At 43.1% G+C, this 15,988-nt stretch carries 19 protein-coding genes and 8 tRNA genes; 1 reads left to right on the top strand and 26 read right to left on the bottom strand.

Features of this window, described 5'->3' with window-relative positions; genetic code table 11:
* Nucleotides 1-58 precede the first annotated feature (58 nt).
* Both BET10_RS08585 and BET10_RS08580 read right to left on the bottom strand, forming a co-directional pair.
* The gene (locus BET10_RS08585) at nucleotides 59-1,081 is read right to left on the bottom strand and encodes a GGDEF domain-containing protein (RefSeq protein WP_070984954.1); all 1,023 of its coding nucleotides are present in this window, start codon (nucleotides 1,079-1,081) and stop codon (nucleotides 59-61) included.
* Between the two features lie 204 nt (nucleotides 1,082-1,285).
* The gene (locus BET10_RS08580) at nucleotides 1,286-2,329 is read right to left on the bottom strand and encodes an alkene reductase (RefSeq protein ID WP_070984953.1); all 1,044 of its coding nucleotides are present in this window, start codon (nucleotides 2,327-2,329) and stop codon (nucleotides 1,286-1,288) included.
* 141 nt (nucleotides 2,330-2,470) lie between these two features.
* Between BET10_RS08580 and BET10_RS08575 the strand changes: the two genes are divergently transcribed.
* The gene (locus tag BET10_RS08575; RefSeq protein WP_070984951.1) at nucleotides 2,471-3,052 is read left to right on the top strand and encodes a TetR/AcrR family transcriptional regulator; all 582 of its coding nucleotides are present in this window, start codon (nucleotides 2,471-2,473) and stop codon (nucleotides 3,050-3,052) included.
* A gap of 80 nt (nucleotides 3,053-3,132) precedes the next feature.
* Here the strand turns inward: BET10_RS08575 and BET10_RS08570 are convergent.
* The 24 genes from BET10_RS08570 to BET10_RS08460 form a co-directional block, all read right to left on the bottom strand.
* Nucleotides 3,133-3,222, bottom strand: a tRNA-Ser gene (locus BET10_RS08570).
* Between the two features lie 95 nt (nucleotides 3,223-3,317).
* Nucleotides 3,318-4,358: a quinolinate synthase NadA gene (nadA, locus tag BET10_RS08565; RefSeq protein WP_070985594.1), complete on the bottom strand. Its 1,041-nt coding sequence runs from the start codon at nucleotides 4,356-4,358 to the stop codon at nucleotides 3,318-3,320.
* Nucleotides 4,359-4,486: 128 nt separating this feature from the next.
* Nucleotides 4,487-4,562 (bottom strand) — tRNA-Lys (locus BET10_RS08560).
* 28 nt (nucleotides 4,563-4,590) lie between these two features.
* Nucleotides 4,591-4,666, bottom strand: a tRNA-Lys gene (locus BET10_RS08555).
* A 26-nt stretch (nucleotides 4,667-4,692) separates the two neighbouring features.
* Nucleotides 4,693-4,768, bottom strand: a tRNA-Lys gene (locus BET10_RS08550).
* 28 nt (nucleotides 4,769-4,796) lie between these two features.
* Nucleotides 4,797-4,872: transfer RNA gene (locus BET10_RS08545), tRNA-Lys, on the bottom strand.
* A gap of 28 nt (nucleotides 4,873-4,900) precedes the next feature.
* Nucleotides 4,901-4,976, bottom strand: a tRNA-Lys gene (locus BET10_RS08540).
* Between the two features lie 27 nt (nucleotides 4,977-5,003).
* A tRNA-Lys gene (locus tag BET10_RS08535) sits at nucleotides 5,004-5,079 on the bottom strand.
* 25 nt (nucleotides 5,080-5,104) lie between these two features.
* Nucleotides 5,105-5,180, bottom strand: a tRNA-Lys gene (locus BET10_RS08530).
* Nucleotides 5,181-5,332: 152 nt separating this feature from the next.
* Nucleotides 5,333-6,082 carry a tol-pal system protein YbgF gene (ybgF, locus tag BET10_RS08525; protein ID WP_070984949.1) on the bottom strand — a complete coding sequence of 250 codons (750 nt, stop codon included), beginning with the start codon at nucleotides 6,080-6,082 and terminating at the stop codon, nucleotides 5,333-5,335.
* 15 nt (nucleotides 6,083-6,097) lie between these two features.
* Complete coding sequence (pal, locus tag BET10_RS08520) at nucleotides 6,098-6,634, bottom strand: peptidoglycan-associated lipoprotein Pal (protein WP_070984947.1); 537 nt, start codon at nucleotides 6,632-6,634, stop codon at nucleotides 6,098-6,100.
* 41 nt (nucleotides 6,635-6,675) lie between these two features.
* Nucleotides 6,676-8,031, bottom strand: a complete 1,356-nt coding sequence (tolB, locus tag BET10_RS08515) for a Tol-Pal system beta propeller repeat protein TolB (RefSeq protein ID WP_070984945.1) — start codon at nucleotides 8,029-8,031, stop codon at nucleotides 6,676-6,678.
* 9 nt (nucleotides 8,032-8,040) lie between these two features.
* Nucleotides 8,041-8,979 (bottom strand): cell envelope integrity protein TolA, encoded by a 939-nt coding sequence (gene tolA, locus BET10_RS08510; protein WP_070984943.1) that lies wholly within the window; start codon nucleotides 8,977-8,979, stop codon nucleotides 8,041-8,043.
* 2 nt (nucleotides 8,980-8,981) lie between these two features.
* Complete coding sequence (gene tolR / locus BET10_RS08505) at nucleotides 8,982-9,407, bottom strand: protein TolR (RefSeq protein ID WP_070984941.1); 426 nt, start codon at nucleotides 9,405-9,407, stop codon at nucleotides 8,982-8,984.
* Nucleotide 9,408: 1 nt separating this feature from the next.
* Nucleotides 9,409-10,098: a protein TolQ gene (gene tolQ, locus BET10_RS08500; protein WP_070984939.1), complete on the bottom strand. Its 690-nt coding sequence runs from the start codon at nucleotides 10,096-10,098 to the stop codon at nucleotides 9,409-9,411.
* A gap of 794 nt (nucleotides 10,099-10,892) precedes the next feature.
* Nucleotides 10,893-11,897, bottom strand: a complete 1,005-nt coding sequence (ruvB, locus tag BET10_RS08495) for a Holliday junction branch migration DNA helicase RuvB (RefSeq protein ID WP_070984937.1) — start codon at nucleotides 11,895-11,897, stop codon at nucleotides 10,893-10,895.
* A 5-nt stretch (nucleotides 11,898-11,902) separates the two neighbouring features.
* On the bottom strand, nucleotides 11,903-12,520 hold the full coding sequence (ruvA, locus tag BET10_RS08490) for a Holliday junction branch migration protein RuvA (RefSeq protein WP_070984935.1): 618 nt from the start codon (nucleotides 12,518-12,520) through the stop codon (nucleotides 11,903-11,905).
* Nucleotides 12,521-12,528: 8 nt separating this feature from the next.
* Nucleotides 12,529-13,050 (bottom strand): crossover junction endodeoxyribonuclease RuvC, encoded by a 522-nt coding sequence (gene ruvC / locus BET10_RS08485; RefSeq protein WP_070984933.1) that lies wholly within the window; start codon nucleotides 13,048-13,050, stop codon nucleotides 12,529-12,531.
* Nucleotides 13,051-13,118: 68 nt separating this feature from the next.
* Nucleotides 13,119-13,577 carry a carbon-nitrogen hydrolase family protein gene (locus tag BET10_RS21680; RefSeq protein WP_205987528.1) on the bottom strand — a complete coding sequence of 153 codons (459 nt, stop codon included), beginning with the start codon at nucleotides 13,575-13,577 and terminating at the stop codon, nucleotides 13,119-13,121.
* Between the two features lie 31 nt (nucleotides 13,578-13,608).
* Nucleotides 13,609-13,833, bottom strand: coding sequence for a nitrilase-related carbon-nitrogen hydrolase (locus BET10_RS21675; protein WP_205987527.1), 225 nt, complete (start codon nucleotides 13,831-13,833; stop codon nucleotides 13,609-13,611).
* Between the two features lie 64 nt (nucleotides 13,834-13,897).
* Nucleotides 13,898-14,365, bottom strand: a complete 468-nt coding sequence (locus tag BET10_RS08475) for a GNAT family N-acetyltransferase (RefSeq protein WP_070984931.1) — start codon at nucleotides 14,363-14,365, stop codon at nucleotides 13,898-13,900.
* 83 nt (nucleotides 14,366-14,448) lie between these two features.
* Nucleotides 14,449-15,021, bottom strand: a complete 573-nt coding sequence (locus BET10_RS08470; RefSeq protein ID WP_070984929.1) for an NAD(P)H-dependent oxidoreductase — start codon at nucleotides 15,019-15,021, stop codon at nucleotides 14,449-14,451.
* A 37-nt stretch (nucleotides 15,022-15,058) separates the two neighbouring features.
* Nucleotides 15,059-15,436 carry a MerR family transcriptional regulator gene (locus tag BET10_RS08465; RefSeq protein ID WP_070984927.1) on the bottom strand — a complete coding sequence of 126 codons (378 nt, stop codon included), beginning with the start codon at nucleotides 15,434-15,436 and terminating at the stop codon, nucleotides 15,059-15,061.
* 33 nt (nucleotides 15,437-15,469) lie between these two features.
* Nucleotides 15,470-15,928, bottom strand: coding sequence for a GNAT family N-acetyltransferase (locus BET10_RS08460; RefSeq protein WP_070984925.1), 459 nt, complete (start codon nucleotides 15,926-15,928; stop codon nucleotides 15,470-15,472).
* Nucleotides 15,929-15,988 lie beyond the last annotated feature (60 nt).

Here is a 15,988-nt window from a genome sequence, read left to right as displayed (position 1 = left end):
AGTTTGAGTTTTTATATGCACGTGACAGTGTAAGATATTTACCGGCCCGAAGATAGACTCAAAACAAGTCTACGCCATCATCATCGCCTTTGGGCCGTGTATAATCACCAGCGATACTTTCGAAGAAACAAATTTGATCACGACCACTCTCTTTTGCCGCGTATAATGCCCTGTCAGCATTTTCTAAAACATGAATAGGAAAGTCGTACGGTCCAACCTTAGCAATGCCAATACTCACCGTTAATTTATCGACAAACGGGAACTTTGTGCGACGTACTAGTGCAACAAACTCGTTAAGCAAACGCTCAATTTCTTCAAATTTGACGGGCTCAAACACCAACACAAACTCTTCCCCACCAAAGCGGAATAACAAATCTGTTGGATTAAAAAAGTGTTCCATGGTTTGCGCGAGTATCAATAGCACTTCATCACCGCACACATGACCATAGTTGTCGTTTACTTGCTTGAAGTGATCTATGTCCAACATGGCAAGCCAAGACATTGCTTCTTCGTGCTGTTTTCTGCCTTTATTTGCCTTAATGGTTTTGTGGTGTTTTACCACCTGCTTTTCAATTAGTTGTTTTAACTTTTTATCAAATGTTTGTCTGTTTAATAAGCCGGTGAGCTTATCTCGTTCGTTTTCATGAAGAATAGTGAGGTAGTTTTCATAGATACAACAAAACGCGTTGAGCAACACCTGATCTGCACTACTGAGACTTTCACTCACGATAGCAATGGCGCCTATGGGTTTATCCGAAAGTGTTATTGGGATCCATCTTCTTTCAACACCATGTTGATCTTGAATGGCAATAATACACGCCGAATGCAAACAAGATAACAGCTCAGAGCTTGGACTTAATATTCTCTCAGATTCCTCCCAGTAATACTGTTTATCGTCCAATACTTCCAAGCTCAAACTGCATTCCACCGTAAGCTCTCCTCTTCCTGATGTGGACTTATAAATAGAGACCTTCTGACAACCAATAAATTCATGAATAGTAGATAGTAGGCTTGATTCGAGTGAATCCACATCTCGTGTTTTGGTCAGTTTTACAACAGAGTGAAGTAGCTCTTCTTGCATGGCTTTACCTAAAGCTTAAACGACTGGAGCGCCGTGATTAATTATGGTTTCAAATCTAGGTGGCAACTTAAAGTTCATAACAAGTATAGTCACTATTCAAACGCTTGCAGAAGTTAACTTTGCGCTGTTTTTTATTTGGCTTTTTGCTCTATGGTTACAAAAAAGGAGGCCGAAGCCTCCAATGCAGGTTTACGCTTGCTACCGTTAAACGAGTTCTGCGAGCATTTGTTCGCTGTACGGCTCTAAATCTTGTTGATTTTTTACACGAATTACATAATCTGGATTAGCGATAAATGGACGCCCTATCGCGACTAAATCAAAACGCTCCTCAGATAATGCTCGCTGTGCTGTATCTGGTGTAAAACCACCTACGCCAACAAGGGTTCCCTTATAGTGTTTGCGCATATAATCAGATACTCGGCCCCCAAGGTGTTCAAATTCCATGCTATCGTCGAAAATGCCCACATGTACAAATGCCAACGTGCGAGAATTAAGTTGCGCCAGCAAGTAATCAAATACTTGTGTATCACGTGAGTCTGGTTCCATATTGAAATACGCCCCTGGAGATAGACGTAAACCAACTCGTTCATTACCAACTGCCGCAACTACCGCATCGACAACTTCTAACGCAAAACGCGACATATTCTCTGGCGTTTCACCATATTCATCTTGACGTTGATTTGCGGCATAGTGCAAGAACTGGTCAATTAGATAGCCATTCGCGCCATGAATTTCCACACCATCAAACCCTGCTTCAATTGCATTTTTTGCAGCTTGGGCATAATCGGCTACCAGTTGTTTGATTTCCTCGGTTGATGCAGCTTTTGGTGTTTGATAACTCAAGTCCCGCATTCTTGGCACGGTGCCCTCTATGCCAATTGCTGAGGGTGCAAGTACATTTCCTTCACCGAAAAAGTACGGGTGAGCAACACGACCAACATGCCATAGTTGAGCGAAGATCTTGCCACCTGCATTGTGAACTGCGGTTGTCACTTTTTTCCAGCCGTCAATTTGAGCTTGGGTGAATAACCCAGGCGTATTAGGGTAACCTTGAGCATCAGGACGAATAATGGTTGCTTCGCTGATGATTAACCCTGAATCGGCTCTGCGTGCATAATAAGCCGCCATGGTGTCGGTTGGGACCAGCTCATCATCAGCCATACAGCGCGTCAAAGGTGCCATTAAAATGCGATTGTTTAAAGTAAGTGTCTCGTTGAGCTGCAGTGGCTCGAATAAAATAGATGTCATAAACCCTCTCTCATATGCTTAGCATTAATCTTGAATATGCATTCAAGATACACATTCTTGAATATGTGTTCAAGAACTATTTTTGAATAGCCAATCAAATTAGGTTAAGATTTGCTTATCTAAGCAAGACTACACGCCCCTATGAGAAGTGCTGAATTCGACAGAGAACATGTATTACGCCAAGCCATGACCGCTTTTATGCAGCATGGTTACTCCAAAACGAGTATGCAGAAACTAACCCAGGCCACTGGACTACACCCAGGGTCAATTTACTGTGCCTTTAACAACAAAAAAGGATTATTGCTGGCGTCTGTTGAGCAGTACCAAAAGGATAAAAATGAGCAGTTTGCTCAATTGTGTGCAAGTCATGACAATATCAAGTCTGCTTTACAAGCTTTTTTAGCTGACATCGCCCATCCATGTGCAAGCAATGAAGCAACCAAAGTATGCTTGCTTACCAGAACGCTTTCAGAGGTCGATGGACAGGATGATGAAGTCACGCAAGTGCTTGCAAATAATTTAAGTGCATTTGAGGATTCATTAGAAAATGTGTTAAGTGAAGCGATAAACAAAGGTGAGATTGGCTCAACGCCCAGTGCAAAAGAACGCGCTCAGTATCTGGTGGTGGGGATTTATGGTTTGCGCACCTACGCCAGCACAGGGAACGATCCAAAAGCTTTGAAGCGTCTTAGCGAGCAATTGCTTGAACACGTGCTCAGGTAGTCAAACGAAAATATTCAGACACAAAAAAAGCGCCTATAAGCGCTTTTTTTAATGTCATTCTGTTATTGCACTAAAAAACATGGCGGAGAGGGAGGGATTCGAACCCTCGATAGGGGTTAGCCTATACACGAGTTCCAGTCGTGCGCCTTCAGCCACTCAGCCACCTCTCCGTTGCATCTAAAGTGCGGGGCTAATACTATGAAAAGCAACACACTTTAGCAAGCAGTTTTTGCCCCAGAACAATCAGTTGCTCAACTATCGAGCGTTATCTTTGCAGGTTTGCTGAAAAATCCAACATACGATTAAGTGAACGCAAAGCACCTTCACGCAAGTCCATATCTACAAACACTTCTTTACCTTGAGGGTCAACAAGTGCTTCTTCGATTGCTTTGAGGCCATTCATTGCCATCCAAGGACAATGAGCACAACTCTTACAGGTTGCACCTTCACCCGCAGTTGGCGCTTCAAAGAACTCTTTCTCAGGGCAAAGCTGTTGCATTTTATAAAAAATGCCACGGTCTGTAGCAACAATAAACTTGTTGTTTTCCATAGTCTGCGCCGCTTTAATCAACTGGCTGGTGGAGCCAACAGCATCCGCAAGCTCTACAATTTCCGCAGGTGATTCTGGGTGTACCAATACCGCTGCATCTGGGTGCAACGCTTTCATGTCTTTTAGCGCTTTGGTTTTAAATTCATCATGAACAATACAAGCGCCATTCCACATGATCATATCAGCACCGGTTTGCTTTTGGATATACGAGCCTAGGTGCTTATCTGGACCCCAGATAATTTTTTCACCTTGCTCATCCAGATGCTCAACAATTTCCAATGCACACGACGACGTGACAATCCAATCGGCTCTAGCTTTAACAGCGGTTGAGGTATTAGCGTAAACCACTACTTTTCTATCTGGGTGCTGATCACAAAACGCTGAGAATTCATCAATTGGGCAACCAACATCCAAAGAGCAGGTTGCAGCAAGCGTTGGCATCACTACGGTTTTGTTTGGTGTTAGAATTTTTGCTGTCTCACCCATAAAACGCACACCAGCTACAACAATTACATCGGCATCGTGCCTAGCACCAAAGCGCGCCATTTCTAATGAATCTGCCACACATCCGCCCGTTTCTTCAGCCAAAGCTTGGATCTCAGGATCGGTGTAGTAATGGGCGACCAACACGGCATTTTTCTCTTCTAACAAGGATTTAATACGCGCTTTGTAAGCCTGCTTTTCGTCATCAGATAACGGGGCTGGTTTAGGAGGAAAAATATAATCCTCAGGCATGATTTGTTCAGCTAAACTCATTTTTCGACCACTGTAGTCATATTGCATAATTGCAGCGAATTATACGTAAATGAGCGCAAGAATCCTAGTCAATGACGACTATAAGACAGAATAATTAAGAATATATTAAATAGAGAATATCTAGGAAGTGGTGGGTCATGATGGACTTGAACCATCGACCAATGGATTAAAAGTCCACTGCTCTACCAACTGAGCTAATGACCCGCTCTAACATCGAGAATAGTTTTTTGAATGGTGGGTCATGATGGACTTGAACCATCGACCAATGGATTAAAAGTCCACTGCTCTACCAACTGAGCTAATGACCCGCTCAAAAAAGAGAATAAGTTTTGAATGGTGGGTCATGATGGACTTGAACCATCGACCAATGGATTAAAAGTCCACTGCTCTACCAACTGAGCTAATGACCCGCTCGGAATTCAAAACTGATTTTGTAAATGGTGGGTCATGATGGACTTGAACCATCGACCAATGGATTAAAAGTCCACTGCTCTACCAACTGAGCTAATGACCCGCTCGGGTTATCCTAAACATTGCATTGATGGTGGGTCATGATGGACTTGAACCATCGACCAATGGATTAAAAGTCCACTGCTCTACCAACTGAGCTAATGACCCGCTCGAGTATCAATGCAAAATTGTAAATGGTGGGTCATGATGGACTTGAACCATCGACCAATGGATTAAAAGTCCACTGCTCTACCAACTGAGCTAATGACCCGATCGGATAACATTTACAAAATAAGTGGTGGGTCATGATGGACTTGAACCATCGACCAATGGATTAAAAGTCCACTGCTCTACCAACTGAGCTAATGACCCACTTAGTGCAGCAGTTTGATTTGAACCAATCGCCTGCTGCGGGCGCTTATAATACTTATTTAAAAAATGAGTGCAACTGAAATACGTAGTTTTTTTCAGTTTTTGTGTCTAAGCGCCTAATTTTAAACCATTGTGGCAAAAAATCGTGCCATTTAGATCTTCGCAAGACGTTCTGTGGCCAATTTAGCAGCAGTCGTACTTGGGTATTCTGAGATCAAAGTATTTAAGATTTGCTTAGCTAAATCTACTTTGCCCTGCTTTTGATACAAAGCACCTAACTTTAACATCGCATCGGGACGTTTATTCGATTCAGGGAATTGTTCAACAACCGTTTTAAAGTGCACTATCGCATTAGCGTCATCACTTTTTATCGACTGTAGCTGACCTAACCAATAATGTGCATTTGGAATATACACAGATTGTGGGAAAGTCGTTAAAAAGTTTTGAAACTCAGGAATAGCGGCATCATATCGCTTGTCCTGCATGATCAGCGCGACTGCACGGTCATATGCTTCATTCTCATTTAAATCGGTGCTAATGGCTTGTGAGTTGTCAACGGCCGTTGCCGCCGCAGGACTGCTCGATTGCTCATAGGCTTTAGATACGCGATTTTCAATTTCTTGATACAGTTCACGTTGCCGCTGAAGCACTTTCTCAAGCTTGTAGCTTTGCTCCTCAGTAACACCGCGTACTTGACTCACTTCATCTTGCAATAAATTGAGTTGTTGCTGTAGCTCTAGTTGCAACTTATTACGTGTTTGCATCATGCGCTCTAACTGCGCTATACGTTGCTCTAAAGAATCTGGGTTATTTGCAGCTTCAGAAACAGGAGCGGGAGCAGCCCAAACTTGGGTGCTCCCGCTTAGTAATAGTAGAGCTGCCAGAATATTATTCGGCTTCATAATCTCTCTTACTTATTAGTATACAAGCACCGCGCGACGGTTTTTAGCAAATGCTTCTTCTGTGCGAGACTTAACCATCGGCTTTTCTTCACCATAGCTCACTACAGAAATTTGGCTATCTGAAACACCTAAACTTTGTAGATACTTCTCAACTGCTTTACCACGGCTTTCACCTAACGCGATGTTGTACTCAGGTGTACCACGCTCATCCGCATGACCTTCAATAAGTACTTTAACGCTTGGGTTTTTAACTAAGAAGTCGGCGTGAGCTTGCAATAGCTCAGCGTACTGGCTTTGAATCGTTGACTTATCAAAGTCAAAATAAACGATTTGCTCTTGACGCAATGCTTCATACTTTTCGCGTAACTTTTCTTCTGCTGACTTTTCACGAGAAATAGTATTTACGTCTACTTGATTGTTCGAATCATTAGCTGCAGCCTGATTGCTTTCATTTGCTGCACCTTCGTCAACACTTGAAGAAGAGCTACATGCCGCTAGCGTCATTACTGGTAAAGCCACCAATAGCGCTTTTAAAGTTTTATTAAGTTGCATCGAGTATATTCCTATTTGTAAAATTCAAACCAGCAAAATTGTTATAAAAATGGCGACCAGGCCGGAGCCTTTACTTGTCCATCCGAAACGGGAAGTCGCGCCTTAAATCGACCATCCATAGACACTAAAGCCAGTACCTGCTTATTGTTATGTAACGTGCTATAAATGATCATTGAGCCATTCGGTGCAATACTGGGAGACTCATCTAAACGCGTTCTCGTCAATACTTGAAACAGCCCCGATTCTAATTCTTTTTTAGCAATATGATATTTGCCTAATGTTCTATTAACCATAATCAATTGTTGACCATCAGGGCTAATAGAACCCGCAAGGTTCATGTCACCGTCAAAGGTAATACGCTTTGACCTACCAGTCTGTAAATTTAACTTATATATCTGGGCATTACCACCCCTTTCCGACGTATAGACAATTTCTTTGCCATTTGGGTGCCAAGATGGCTCTGTATCTATACTACGGTGCTTAGTTAAACGTCTGGTTTGTTTGGTTTTAAGGTCCATTACATAGACTTCTGTGGCACCGCCTGCATCCTTAGATAACACCACGAGTAACTGTGTACCATCAGGTGAGAATTGCGGGGCACCATTTATACCAGGAAAGCTTGTAACCACTTCTCGTTTTCCAGTGTACAGGTCCTGTATGACAATTTGTGATTGACGGTTTTCAAACGTAACATACGCGAGCTTATTACCGTCTGGAGACCATGCTGGAGACATTAGAGGCTCTTTTGAGCGCAATAACACTTGCTCATTGTAGCCATCGTAGTCCGCAACCACTAATTGGTACGGCTTGTCCTGCCCATCTCGTACTATCACATAGGCAATTTTGGTACGAAATGCACCGCGCTCACCTGTTAAAGATTCGTAGACGACATCACTAATTTGGTGGGCATAACGCCTAAAGCCTTCACTGGTGATGATGCTTTGTCTGGCTTCTTGGATATGATCCTGACTTTTCATCAGTTTGCCATTACTCATCATGCGTGTTTCGCCGCCTGTTATCTGGGCGCGGATCACATCAATTAACTCGTATTTTACCAAGTATCGACCACCAGGCTGTTGTTGTACTGAGCCGACAACAATGGCCTCGACGCCTCTTTCTACCCATGCATTGTAGTCAACGTCTTCATCACTGGTTGGCAACTGCGGCATATCTGCAATCGCTAGCGGCTTAAATTTACCACTGCGCATCAAGTCTGCGGAGATAACATCACTTAGCTGAGAAGGTAACTGACCTACCCCGTCAAACTTAAATGGCACAATCGCTATCGGTCGAGCACTGTCAATGCCCTCCGTTATGACAATCTCAAGGGCTGCGCTTGCAACACCCTGCATGCCAAAAGCAACTATGATTAACATGTTTCTCAATCGGTTAAACATAAGTTTCCTTTATAAATTTGGTTTAATTGTTAAGTTAATATTTTTTAGTTTTTCAAACACATCTTTTTCTTTAGACACAGGCAAGGTATCGGCCATTCTCACCGCTCTAAGTGCTGCATCACAGACCAGCTTGTCGCCACCCAAAGAGGTGACACTCGTAACTAAGCCATTAAATGCCAAACGAATATTGACTCGACATTCTTTGCCTCGCATTTTCTCATCTGTTAGCAAGTTTTGTTGAATTCGCTGTGTGATCAAAGCTTGATACTTCTCAACTTCAGTCAGCACCTGCTGTTGACGAATGCGGCTTCTCGCAGCTTGCTCCTTGGCTAACTGCTCTTGAAGCATTTTTTCTTCCAGCGCTTTTTGACGAGCCCGCTCAGCTTCTTCCGCCTTGCGTTTTTCTTCTGCTTCGCGACGTTTTCTTGCCTCTTCTGCTTTGCGCAGAGCATCTTCTTCTGCTTTGCGTTTATCTGCTGCCGCTTTTGCAGCCTTTTCAGCAGCTAACTTTTCTTGCTCCGCCTTTTGCGCCTTCTCACGTTGTTTCTTCTCTATTTCACGTGCTTTTCTAGCCTGCGCTTCAGCTTGGCGCTTTTCTTCTTCTTTCGCTTTACGTTGCTGTTCTAGCTTAGCTATGCGGCGGGCTTCTGCTTCACGGTCTTGTCGAGCTTGCTGCGCACGTCGCTCTAAGTCTCGTATCCGCTTTTCCTCCGCCCTTTTCTGTGCATCTTCTTTTTGCTTCAGTTCAGCAATTTTCTTTTCTACCGCACTTTGATCTACAGAAACTGCCGAAACCACCTTCTCTGGTTGAGCGGTTTGTGGCACATTCAAGGTCACCTCCATGACTGTAGGTGTGGGCACTTTAAACGTTGCACTTGCGAATAAAAATCCAGCTATCGCAAAATGTAAAAGAAAAGATTTTAACAATCCGCTTTGTAGTGAGCCCATGGCTATTCCTCAAATGATTTCGTCATTAAACCCACCGATGGCACACCAGCATTCTTCAAGAAGTCCATCAATAACAGAACTTCCTGATACGACACTTTACCTGAGCCTTTGATCATCACTGGCGTATCTGGATTTTGTTGTAGCTTAAGTTTAATAACTGCTGCCACCTCAACCGCATCCATCGGAGCCTCAGGATCTGTACCGACACTCACATAGTATCGACCTTCTGAGTCAATACTGGCGATAATCGGAGGCGCATCTTTAGTTTCGACTAGATCCGACTCCTGCATTTGTGGTAAATCGACTTTTACCCCATGCGTTATGAGCGGTGCAGTTGCCATAAAGATGATTAACAGTACCAACATGACGTCTATATAAGGTACAACGTTTATCTCCGCCATTTGGCGGCGTTTCTTCCGCACATACATATTACTTCGCCTCTACCGAGTTAGCAGCTTGACGATGAAGAATATTTGAGAACTCTTCCATAAAGTTAACGTATTGTGTTTCAGCGCGTTCTACATTTTTTGCAAAACGGTTATATGCCATAACTGCGGGGATTGCGGCAAATAAGCCCATAGCTGTAGCAATCAAAGCTTCTGCGATACCGGGTGCAACCATCTGTAACGTAGCTTGTTTAACTTCGCCAAGTGCAATGAAAGCATTCATGATCCCCCATACCGTACCAAATAGACCGATATAAGGACTGATTGAACCCACTGTGGCAAGAAATGATAATCCTGATTCAAGCTTTTCAATTTCGCGAGATAAAGCCACTCGCATTGAGCGGTGTGTGCCTTCGATCATCATACCAGCCGAAGGTGTACTACTTTTTTTATGGCGGGCAAATTCCTTAAAACCTGCTGCAAATAATGCTTCAAGCCCAGCCGCGGGAGCCGCTTTGGCACTCACTTCTGAATACAGTTTGCTTAAATCCATTCCAGACCAAAACTTACGTTCAAACTCTCTCGCTTCGGTTACTGCTCGGCCAATAATACCTTTACGCTGAAAAATAATGGCCCAAGAGGCAATCGACATCCCAACCAGTGTTAGCATCACAAGTTGTACTAATAAACTTGCTTTTAAAATTAGATCAATAAAATTGAGTCCCGATTCCACTTTTTTATACTCCTAACGATTGTGTTTCGGCCAATGGCCTGCCAATTCACTCAATTGACTGTAAGCGACTATAAAGGTTCAGTTAGTTTACTCACACATGCCAGTGCTTACAATCTCATTACCGTGAATTACAGCTATTTGGCGACAAAGTGCGCAAAAATGTAACAACTCTTCCACCTTCCTATGAGAAATAAGCCAAAAGGACTAGAGAGCAAACTTTAATCTATACATAAAATGCGTATTTATTACTAATTCATGCATAAATCGAGTGTTTTATGCATAAATAGCGAATAAACTCACAAAAACATATTGGTAATACCAATTAACAACAAATAAACTAATACTCACAAATTGATTAATAACAATACAAACACAACAAAAACAACAACTTAAAAGTGTGCTAAGTTCAAAAAATCAACATAGAGAAAGATGCACCACAAACTTGGTATTAGTTTTTTTTATTTGAAAATAAAATTTTTCTAGTTTGATGAAATGCAAAAACCTCTTTAATATACACCCTGTACTGAGCACACAGCATGATGAATGCACAAGCACAGTTGTTAGTAATATGATTGCTGATTTGTCGTATTACTTTTGATAAATGCATACTGGATAAAACCGGTGTTCATTTATCAGTTCCCTGGATTACTTCCTTCAACTTGTTGTTTTGCCCGCTATCTTTAGCGGGCTTTTTTTTGTCTTGAATTCAGCGAATATTGTATTAAGTGAGACTTAACCTTGACTGAAAATGAACAGGTAGGTGTAGAATTTCAGGCGCTAAGCCTAGCGACAAACTAGGCTTGCGGTGTTAGGTTAAAATGAAGGTATGCCGCATTAGACGCAATACGGCCACGAGGTGTCCTTTGTATAAAGCCTTGTTGAATTAAAAATGGTTCTATAACATCTTCAATCGTTTCACGTTCTTCACCAATTGCCGCAGCTAAGTTGTCTAAGCCTACGGGACCTCCTGTGAACTTTTCAATGATGGCCAATAGATATTTACGGTCCATATAATCAAACCCACACTTGTCGACATCCACCATATCCAGCGCTTGTTGTGCGATTTCTGCACATACTTTTCCATCCCCTTTGACTTGCGCAAAGTCGCGCACTCGCCTTAATAAGCGATTCGCGATACGAGGAGTGCCTCTGGAGCGCCTAGCAACCTCATCAGCCCCTTCTGGGCTAATGGTTAAGTCTAGATAAAACGCTGAACGGGAGATGATTTTCGCCAAGTCGGCTACTGAATAAAACTCCAGTCGCTGCACGATACCGAAACGATCTCTCAGTGGCGATGTTAATGAACCAGCCCGAGTCGTGGCACCTATCAACGTAAATGGCGGTAAGTCTAGTTTAATCGAGCGTGCCGCTGGCCCTTCTCCTATCATAATATCTAACTGATAGTCTTCCATCGCTGGGTATAAAATCTCTTCAACTTGCGGGCTTAAACGATGAATTTCATCGATAAATAGCACATCGCCTTCTTCGAGATTGGTAAGTAACGCAGCCAAGTCACCTGCTTTTTCCAGTACGGGGCCAGACGTCGTTTTTATATTAACGTCCAGCTCGTTGGCAACAATATTAGCCAATGTGGTTTTACCCAGTCCTGGTGGACCAAATATCAACAGGTGATCCAATGCTTCATCACGGCTACGAGCAGCCTCAATGAAGATTTCCATCTGCTTTTTAACATGGGCTTGCCCAGTGTAATCAGCTAGCAGCTTAGGGCGAATCGCCCTATCAACTACATCTTCGTTGCCCTGTACTTCGGGCTCAATTAATCTGTCAGCTTCTATCATAATGGCTACATCATAGATTTAAGCGCTTCTTTTATCAGCGCTTCTGTGCTCATATTCGGTTGTGATACATTTTTAACCGCTTTCAATGCTTGTGCTTGTTTATAGCCTAATGCCATTAAAGCAGCAACCGCGTCATCCGCGGGCGTATCCGCTACGGTTGGGTTTTGTGTTGGTTCAAGTACCGCCGCATCACTAAATGGTGTTAGCAGATCATGGCCAAAGTTCTTTAGCCTGTCTTTCATTTCTAATACTAAGCGTTCTGCGGTTTTTTTCCCAACACCAGGAATTTTCACCAACGTTGTGGCATCTTCATTGTTTACACATTGTATAAACTGCTCCGCTGACATGCCTGACAAAATAGCGAGCCCTAGTTTAGGACCTACACCATTGGCTTTGATCAACTCTCGAAACAGCGCACGCTCTTTTTTATGGTTAAAACCAAACAGTAACTGCGCATCTTCACGCACCACAAAATGAGTATAGACTGCCGTTTGCTCACCTATATTAGGTAATTCATAGAAACAGGTCATAGGCATTTGTACCTCATAGCCTACTCCCGCAACATCGAGTAATATTTCCGGTGGTTGTTTTTCTAATAGTATCCCACTGAGTCGTCCGATCATGCTTATTCCTATCTAAGTCTACGCCTTACGGTTTTGGTCGCACTGCCTGCAAGGCGAATTAAATTTTGTTCCGAGTGAGCGTGGCAAATTGCAATGGCTAATGCATCAGCGGCATCCGCCTGTGGTGTACCCGGCAGCTTGAGAATACGCTTAACCATCTCTTGTACTTGTGCTTTTTGCGCACCACCTGTACCAACAACAGCTTGTTTTACCTGCCTTGCGGAATATTCATTTACAGGTACATCTTGCATCGTCGCAGCAACGATTGCTGCGCCTCTGGCCTGCCCAAGCTTGAGCGCAGAGTCAGGGTTATGCGCCATAAATACTTGTTCAATTGCAAAGCTATCTGGCGAGAATTGTTCAATTAATTGATTTACTCCTTGGTAAATCATTTTTAATCGGGTGGGAAAGTCGTGTTCCCCAAGCTTTATACAACCACTGCCTAAATACTGAAACTTCGACCCTTGGTGAGAGATCACACCATAGCCAGTAAAGCGAGAGCCGGGATCTATGCCTAAAATAATTGCCAATATACTTACTCAGTCATTAGGTTTTGTGCATAATGCCAAAATACTGTATGAATTACCAGTTATAAGTCTTAGAGTTTAACGTCCTTTTTAATTGCGCTTACACCTTCGTCAGAAATAGAGCACACTAATAAACTTGGCATCTTGGTGTTCGTGCATGCAAACATTCGTCCCGCCTCACCCCATATAGCGTTCTTCCCTGCACAAGTCCATCCACCTGTAACGGAAATATGATTACTAAGAAGTACAGGAAACTGATTTGTTGTAGCTATCTGCGCTAAAAGTTTACTGTCTGGCGTATAACCCGCTTGAGAGATTAGCGCACTCACAAGATATACATCGGCGTTTGCTTTTGCCGCGTTTTGACTGTGTTCAGGCGCACAAAAATCAGCGCAGACGGCCAAGGCTATGCGGTATTGCTTGCAATTAAACACATAGTCTATAGAACCTGCACTGCAATAGCGCTCTTCACCAGAGTGTAAAAACTGTTTCGAATAAAACTCAACGTCACCATTTGCAAAACAAATCACCGCACCAATAGTCGGTTTTTCTGATGACTTACTACTTAACGGACAGCCCCTTGAAATTTTCAGCCTCTGGCTCAACAGCCAACGTATTCAACAATTCCAATTCATAACCACTAAGCGATAACTCAGGAAAAGCGACAATATCGCACCCGAGCTCTGATGCTTGCGCTATCATGGACATGTGAGTCTTTAAATTTTCGGTGACATCACCTTTTACAACCGGCGACTGTGCCAAGCCAATCACAACCTGCTCACTCACTTCAACTCCTAAAAACACTCTTAAACAGCTGTGAGCCTTGAACTGCTCGCTGTAAACCTTAAAACTAGGGTTTTAATCTCTTAGACATGACTTGCACATCTACGCCGCAATAAGTCACGCGCTCCAAGCTTTGCCATCCCACGCGCTTATACAGGCCTCCCTCTAGCGCTTCTGTTTGCAAAAATAACTCTTTGATACCAAGTGATTTCGCTACTTGTTCAACGCTATCAACCAAGGCTGTAGCCACTGCTTGCCCGCGCCATTTGGGTGCCACAAACACCCCTCCGAGCCAATGTTCTCTGTCTGGGTAGATAGACATTTCTCGGTACTTAAGCTGCGCGACACCAATCATTTGTTCGCCTTCCAAAGCAACAACGATAAGTGGCATACAGTCACGATTGAGGTACTCATCGAGTTGTTGCTCAAATAACGCTATTGATGCATTTTCGATAATATCTCCCCACTGTTCAAAATACCATTTTGCCACCAGCGGTTTCAGCTCTACCTTGTCAGCTAAAAATAAAATATCCACGTTGTTGTTCCTTGTCGTTTTGGACTTTCAATGTTTTGAGGTGAAAACCACATCTGGTGATTTTCACCCTTTATCAGTGATATTTAACCCCCATGAGATGCAAAATTGCTCACATCTTGCAGCCAAGTATTGCGCTGCGCTTCATCTGCCAGTATCACCCCACCAAATAAACTTACCGCAGCTTTTTCAATACCGCAAAATTGCAATGTAAACAAATCTAGTTGCTCTAATACAGGCTTGGCCTGAACCTGCATGAAGTCGCTCGGTGCATCCATAGTTAAAATTATACGGGCTGACTTACCACAAAGATGTGGAGTCGGTAATGGATTAGCTTGCTCATAACTAAACGCAAACCCAGGCAAAAAGGTCCTATCAAATAGTCCTTTGAGTTTTGCTGGTAAACCGCCCCACCAAATTGGTGAGACGATTACTATATGTTCAGCCCATAATAGCGCTTGCTGAAACTGCACCAAAGCAGGCTCTAGACACTGCTTTTGATCATACCCAGCTGCTAAGTTGGGGTTAAACTCCATAGTGGATAGATCAAAGCGTCGTACTTGTGCATACTCTGTTGCCGCTATTTCGTAACGGTCGCTCAACTGCTTTGAAAAGCTCTTTTCTTTTGGATTACCATTTAGCAATAATATATGTTTCATCGTTACTCTCTATTTAGATTAGAAAACGATGCTGAGTTTAAGCTCTCCCCTTAACGGCAGAGTCAAGTACTTTTGGACATGACTCTATGGCACTAATACATTGACTCACCTTAGCGATATTATTGCTAATACGTAGCACTTGCTCTTGCATCTCTATTTTTAGCTGTTGTAAAAATAGATTGATCCGTTCCCAGTCTACTTGATCATTTTGATAGACAATCACGCCTTTTAATTTCGCCAACGTCACACCAAGCTCCTTGGCTTCTCGGATCAGCTTTAATACTTCCACATCGCTTGCCGTATATACACGATACCGCCCCTGTCTTAAGGGCTTTTTGATAAGGCCCTTTTGCTCGTAAAAGCGGATAGCTTTTACCGACAAGCCTGTTTGCCTTGCTACTTCACCAATAAACACTACTTATCCTTCGCGACGTCTAAAATAACCACGTTATTCACTAAAATTGTTAATATTAATTTCCATGGGCTGATATACCAACCCCTCAGATACTGCAATATCGCCGACACTAATAAAACCATACCGCTCATATGCCGACACCGAAGTCGTGGATGCGTGGACCGTAAGCTTAGTATTTGACACGCCACTTTTGAGTGAAGACAGCAACCTGCGACCGACCCCTTGCTTTTGGTATTGTGGTGCCACAAACAGCATAGCGATATGCTGACCTTGCTTAAGTTCTACGTACCCTGCCACACGGCCATTAATGACGGCAACCAACATTAAGTTATCCTGCGTCATGCGCTCAGAAAGCGCTGCACCACTGGCTATTCGTTTAAATGTCACAATTCCTTGTTCAGATAAAGTGCCAGCCACTGAATTCATAAATGATGACATACATACTTTACTGACTTCATCACAATCACCGTGTAAAAGTTCCCTTATAACCATTAAAGTTACCCATTATTTCAACCGTTATAGATGTGGCTTTTTGCGCTCGCAGAGAATGCT

The sequence above is a fragment of the Pseudoalteromonas amylolytica genome (assembly GCF_001854605.1).
GTDB lineage: Bacteria > Pseudomonadota > Gammaproteobacteria > Enterobacterales > Alteromonadaceae > Pseudoalteromonas > Pseudoalteromonas amylolytica.
The sequence above is the reverse complement of the archived record's forward strand: the minus strand, read 5'-3'. Positions and strand labels throughout refer to the sequence as shown.

What these genes read in the sequence shown, in the direction of transcription:
- BET10_RS08585 (WP_070984954.1), bottom strand. Translation starts at nt 1,081, where the DNA reads ATGCAAGAAGAGCTACTTCACTCTGTTGTAAAACTGACCAAAACACGA.
- BET10_RS08580 (WP_070984953.1), bottom strand. Translation starts at nt 2,329, where the DNA reads ATGACATCTATTTTATTCGAGCCACTGCAGCTCAACGAGACACTTACT.
- BET10_RS08575 (WP_070984951.1), top strand. Translation starts at nt 2,471, where the DNA reads ATGAGAAGTGCTGAATTCGACAGAGAACATGTATTACGCCAAGCCATG.
- nadA (WP_070985594.1), bottom strand. Translation starts at nt 4,358, where the DNA reads ATGAGTTTAGCTGAACAAATCATGCCTGAGGATTATATTTTTCCTCCT.
- ybgF (WP_070984949.1), bottom strand. Translation starts at nt 6,082, where the DNA reads ATGAAGCCGAATAATATTCTGGCAGCTCTACTATTACTAAGCGGGAGC.
- pal (WP_070984947.1), bottom strand. Translation starts at nt 6,634, where the DNA reads ATGCAACTTAATAAAACTTTAAAAGCGCTATTGGTGGCTTTACCAGTA.
- tolB (WP_070984945.1), bottom strand. Translation starts at nt 8,031, where the DNA reads ATGTTTAACCGATTGAGAAACATGTTAATCATAGTTGCTTTTGGCATG.
- tolA (WP_070984943.1), bottom strand. Translation starts at nt 8,979, where the DNA reads ATGGGCTCACTACAAAGCGGATTGTTAAAATCTTTTCTTTTACATTTT.
- tolR (WP_070984941.1), bottom strand. Translation starts at nt 9,407, where the DNA reads ATGTATGTGCGGAAGAAACGCCGCCAAATGGCGGAGATAAACGTTGTA.
- ruvB (WP_070984937.1), bottom strand. Translation starts at nt 11,897, where the DNA reads ATGATAGAAGCTGACAGATTAATTGAGCCCGAAGTACAGGGCAACGAA.
- ruvA (WP_070984935.1), bottom strand. Translation starts at nt 12,520, where the DNA reads ATGATCGGACGACTCAGTGGGATACTATTAGAAAAACAACCACCGGAA.
- BET10_RS08470 (WP_070984929.1), bottom strand. Translation starts at nt 15,021, where the DNA reads ATGAAACATATATTATTGCTAAATGGTAATCCAAAAGAAAAGAGCTTT.
- BET10_RS08460 (WP_070984925.1), bottom strand. Translation starts at nt 15,928, where the DNA reads ATGGTTATAAGGGAACTTTTACACGGTGATTGTGATGAAGTCAGTAAA.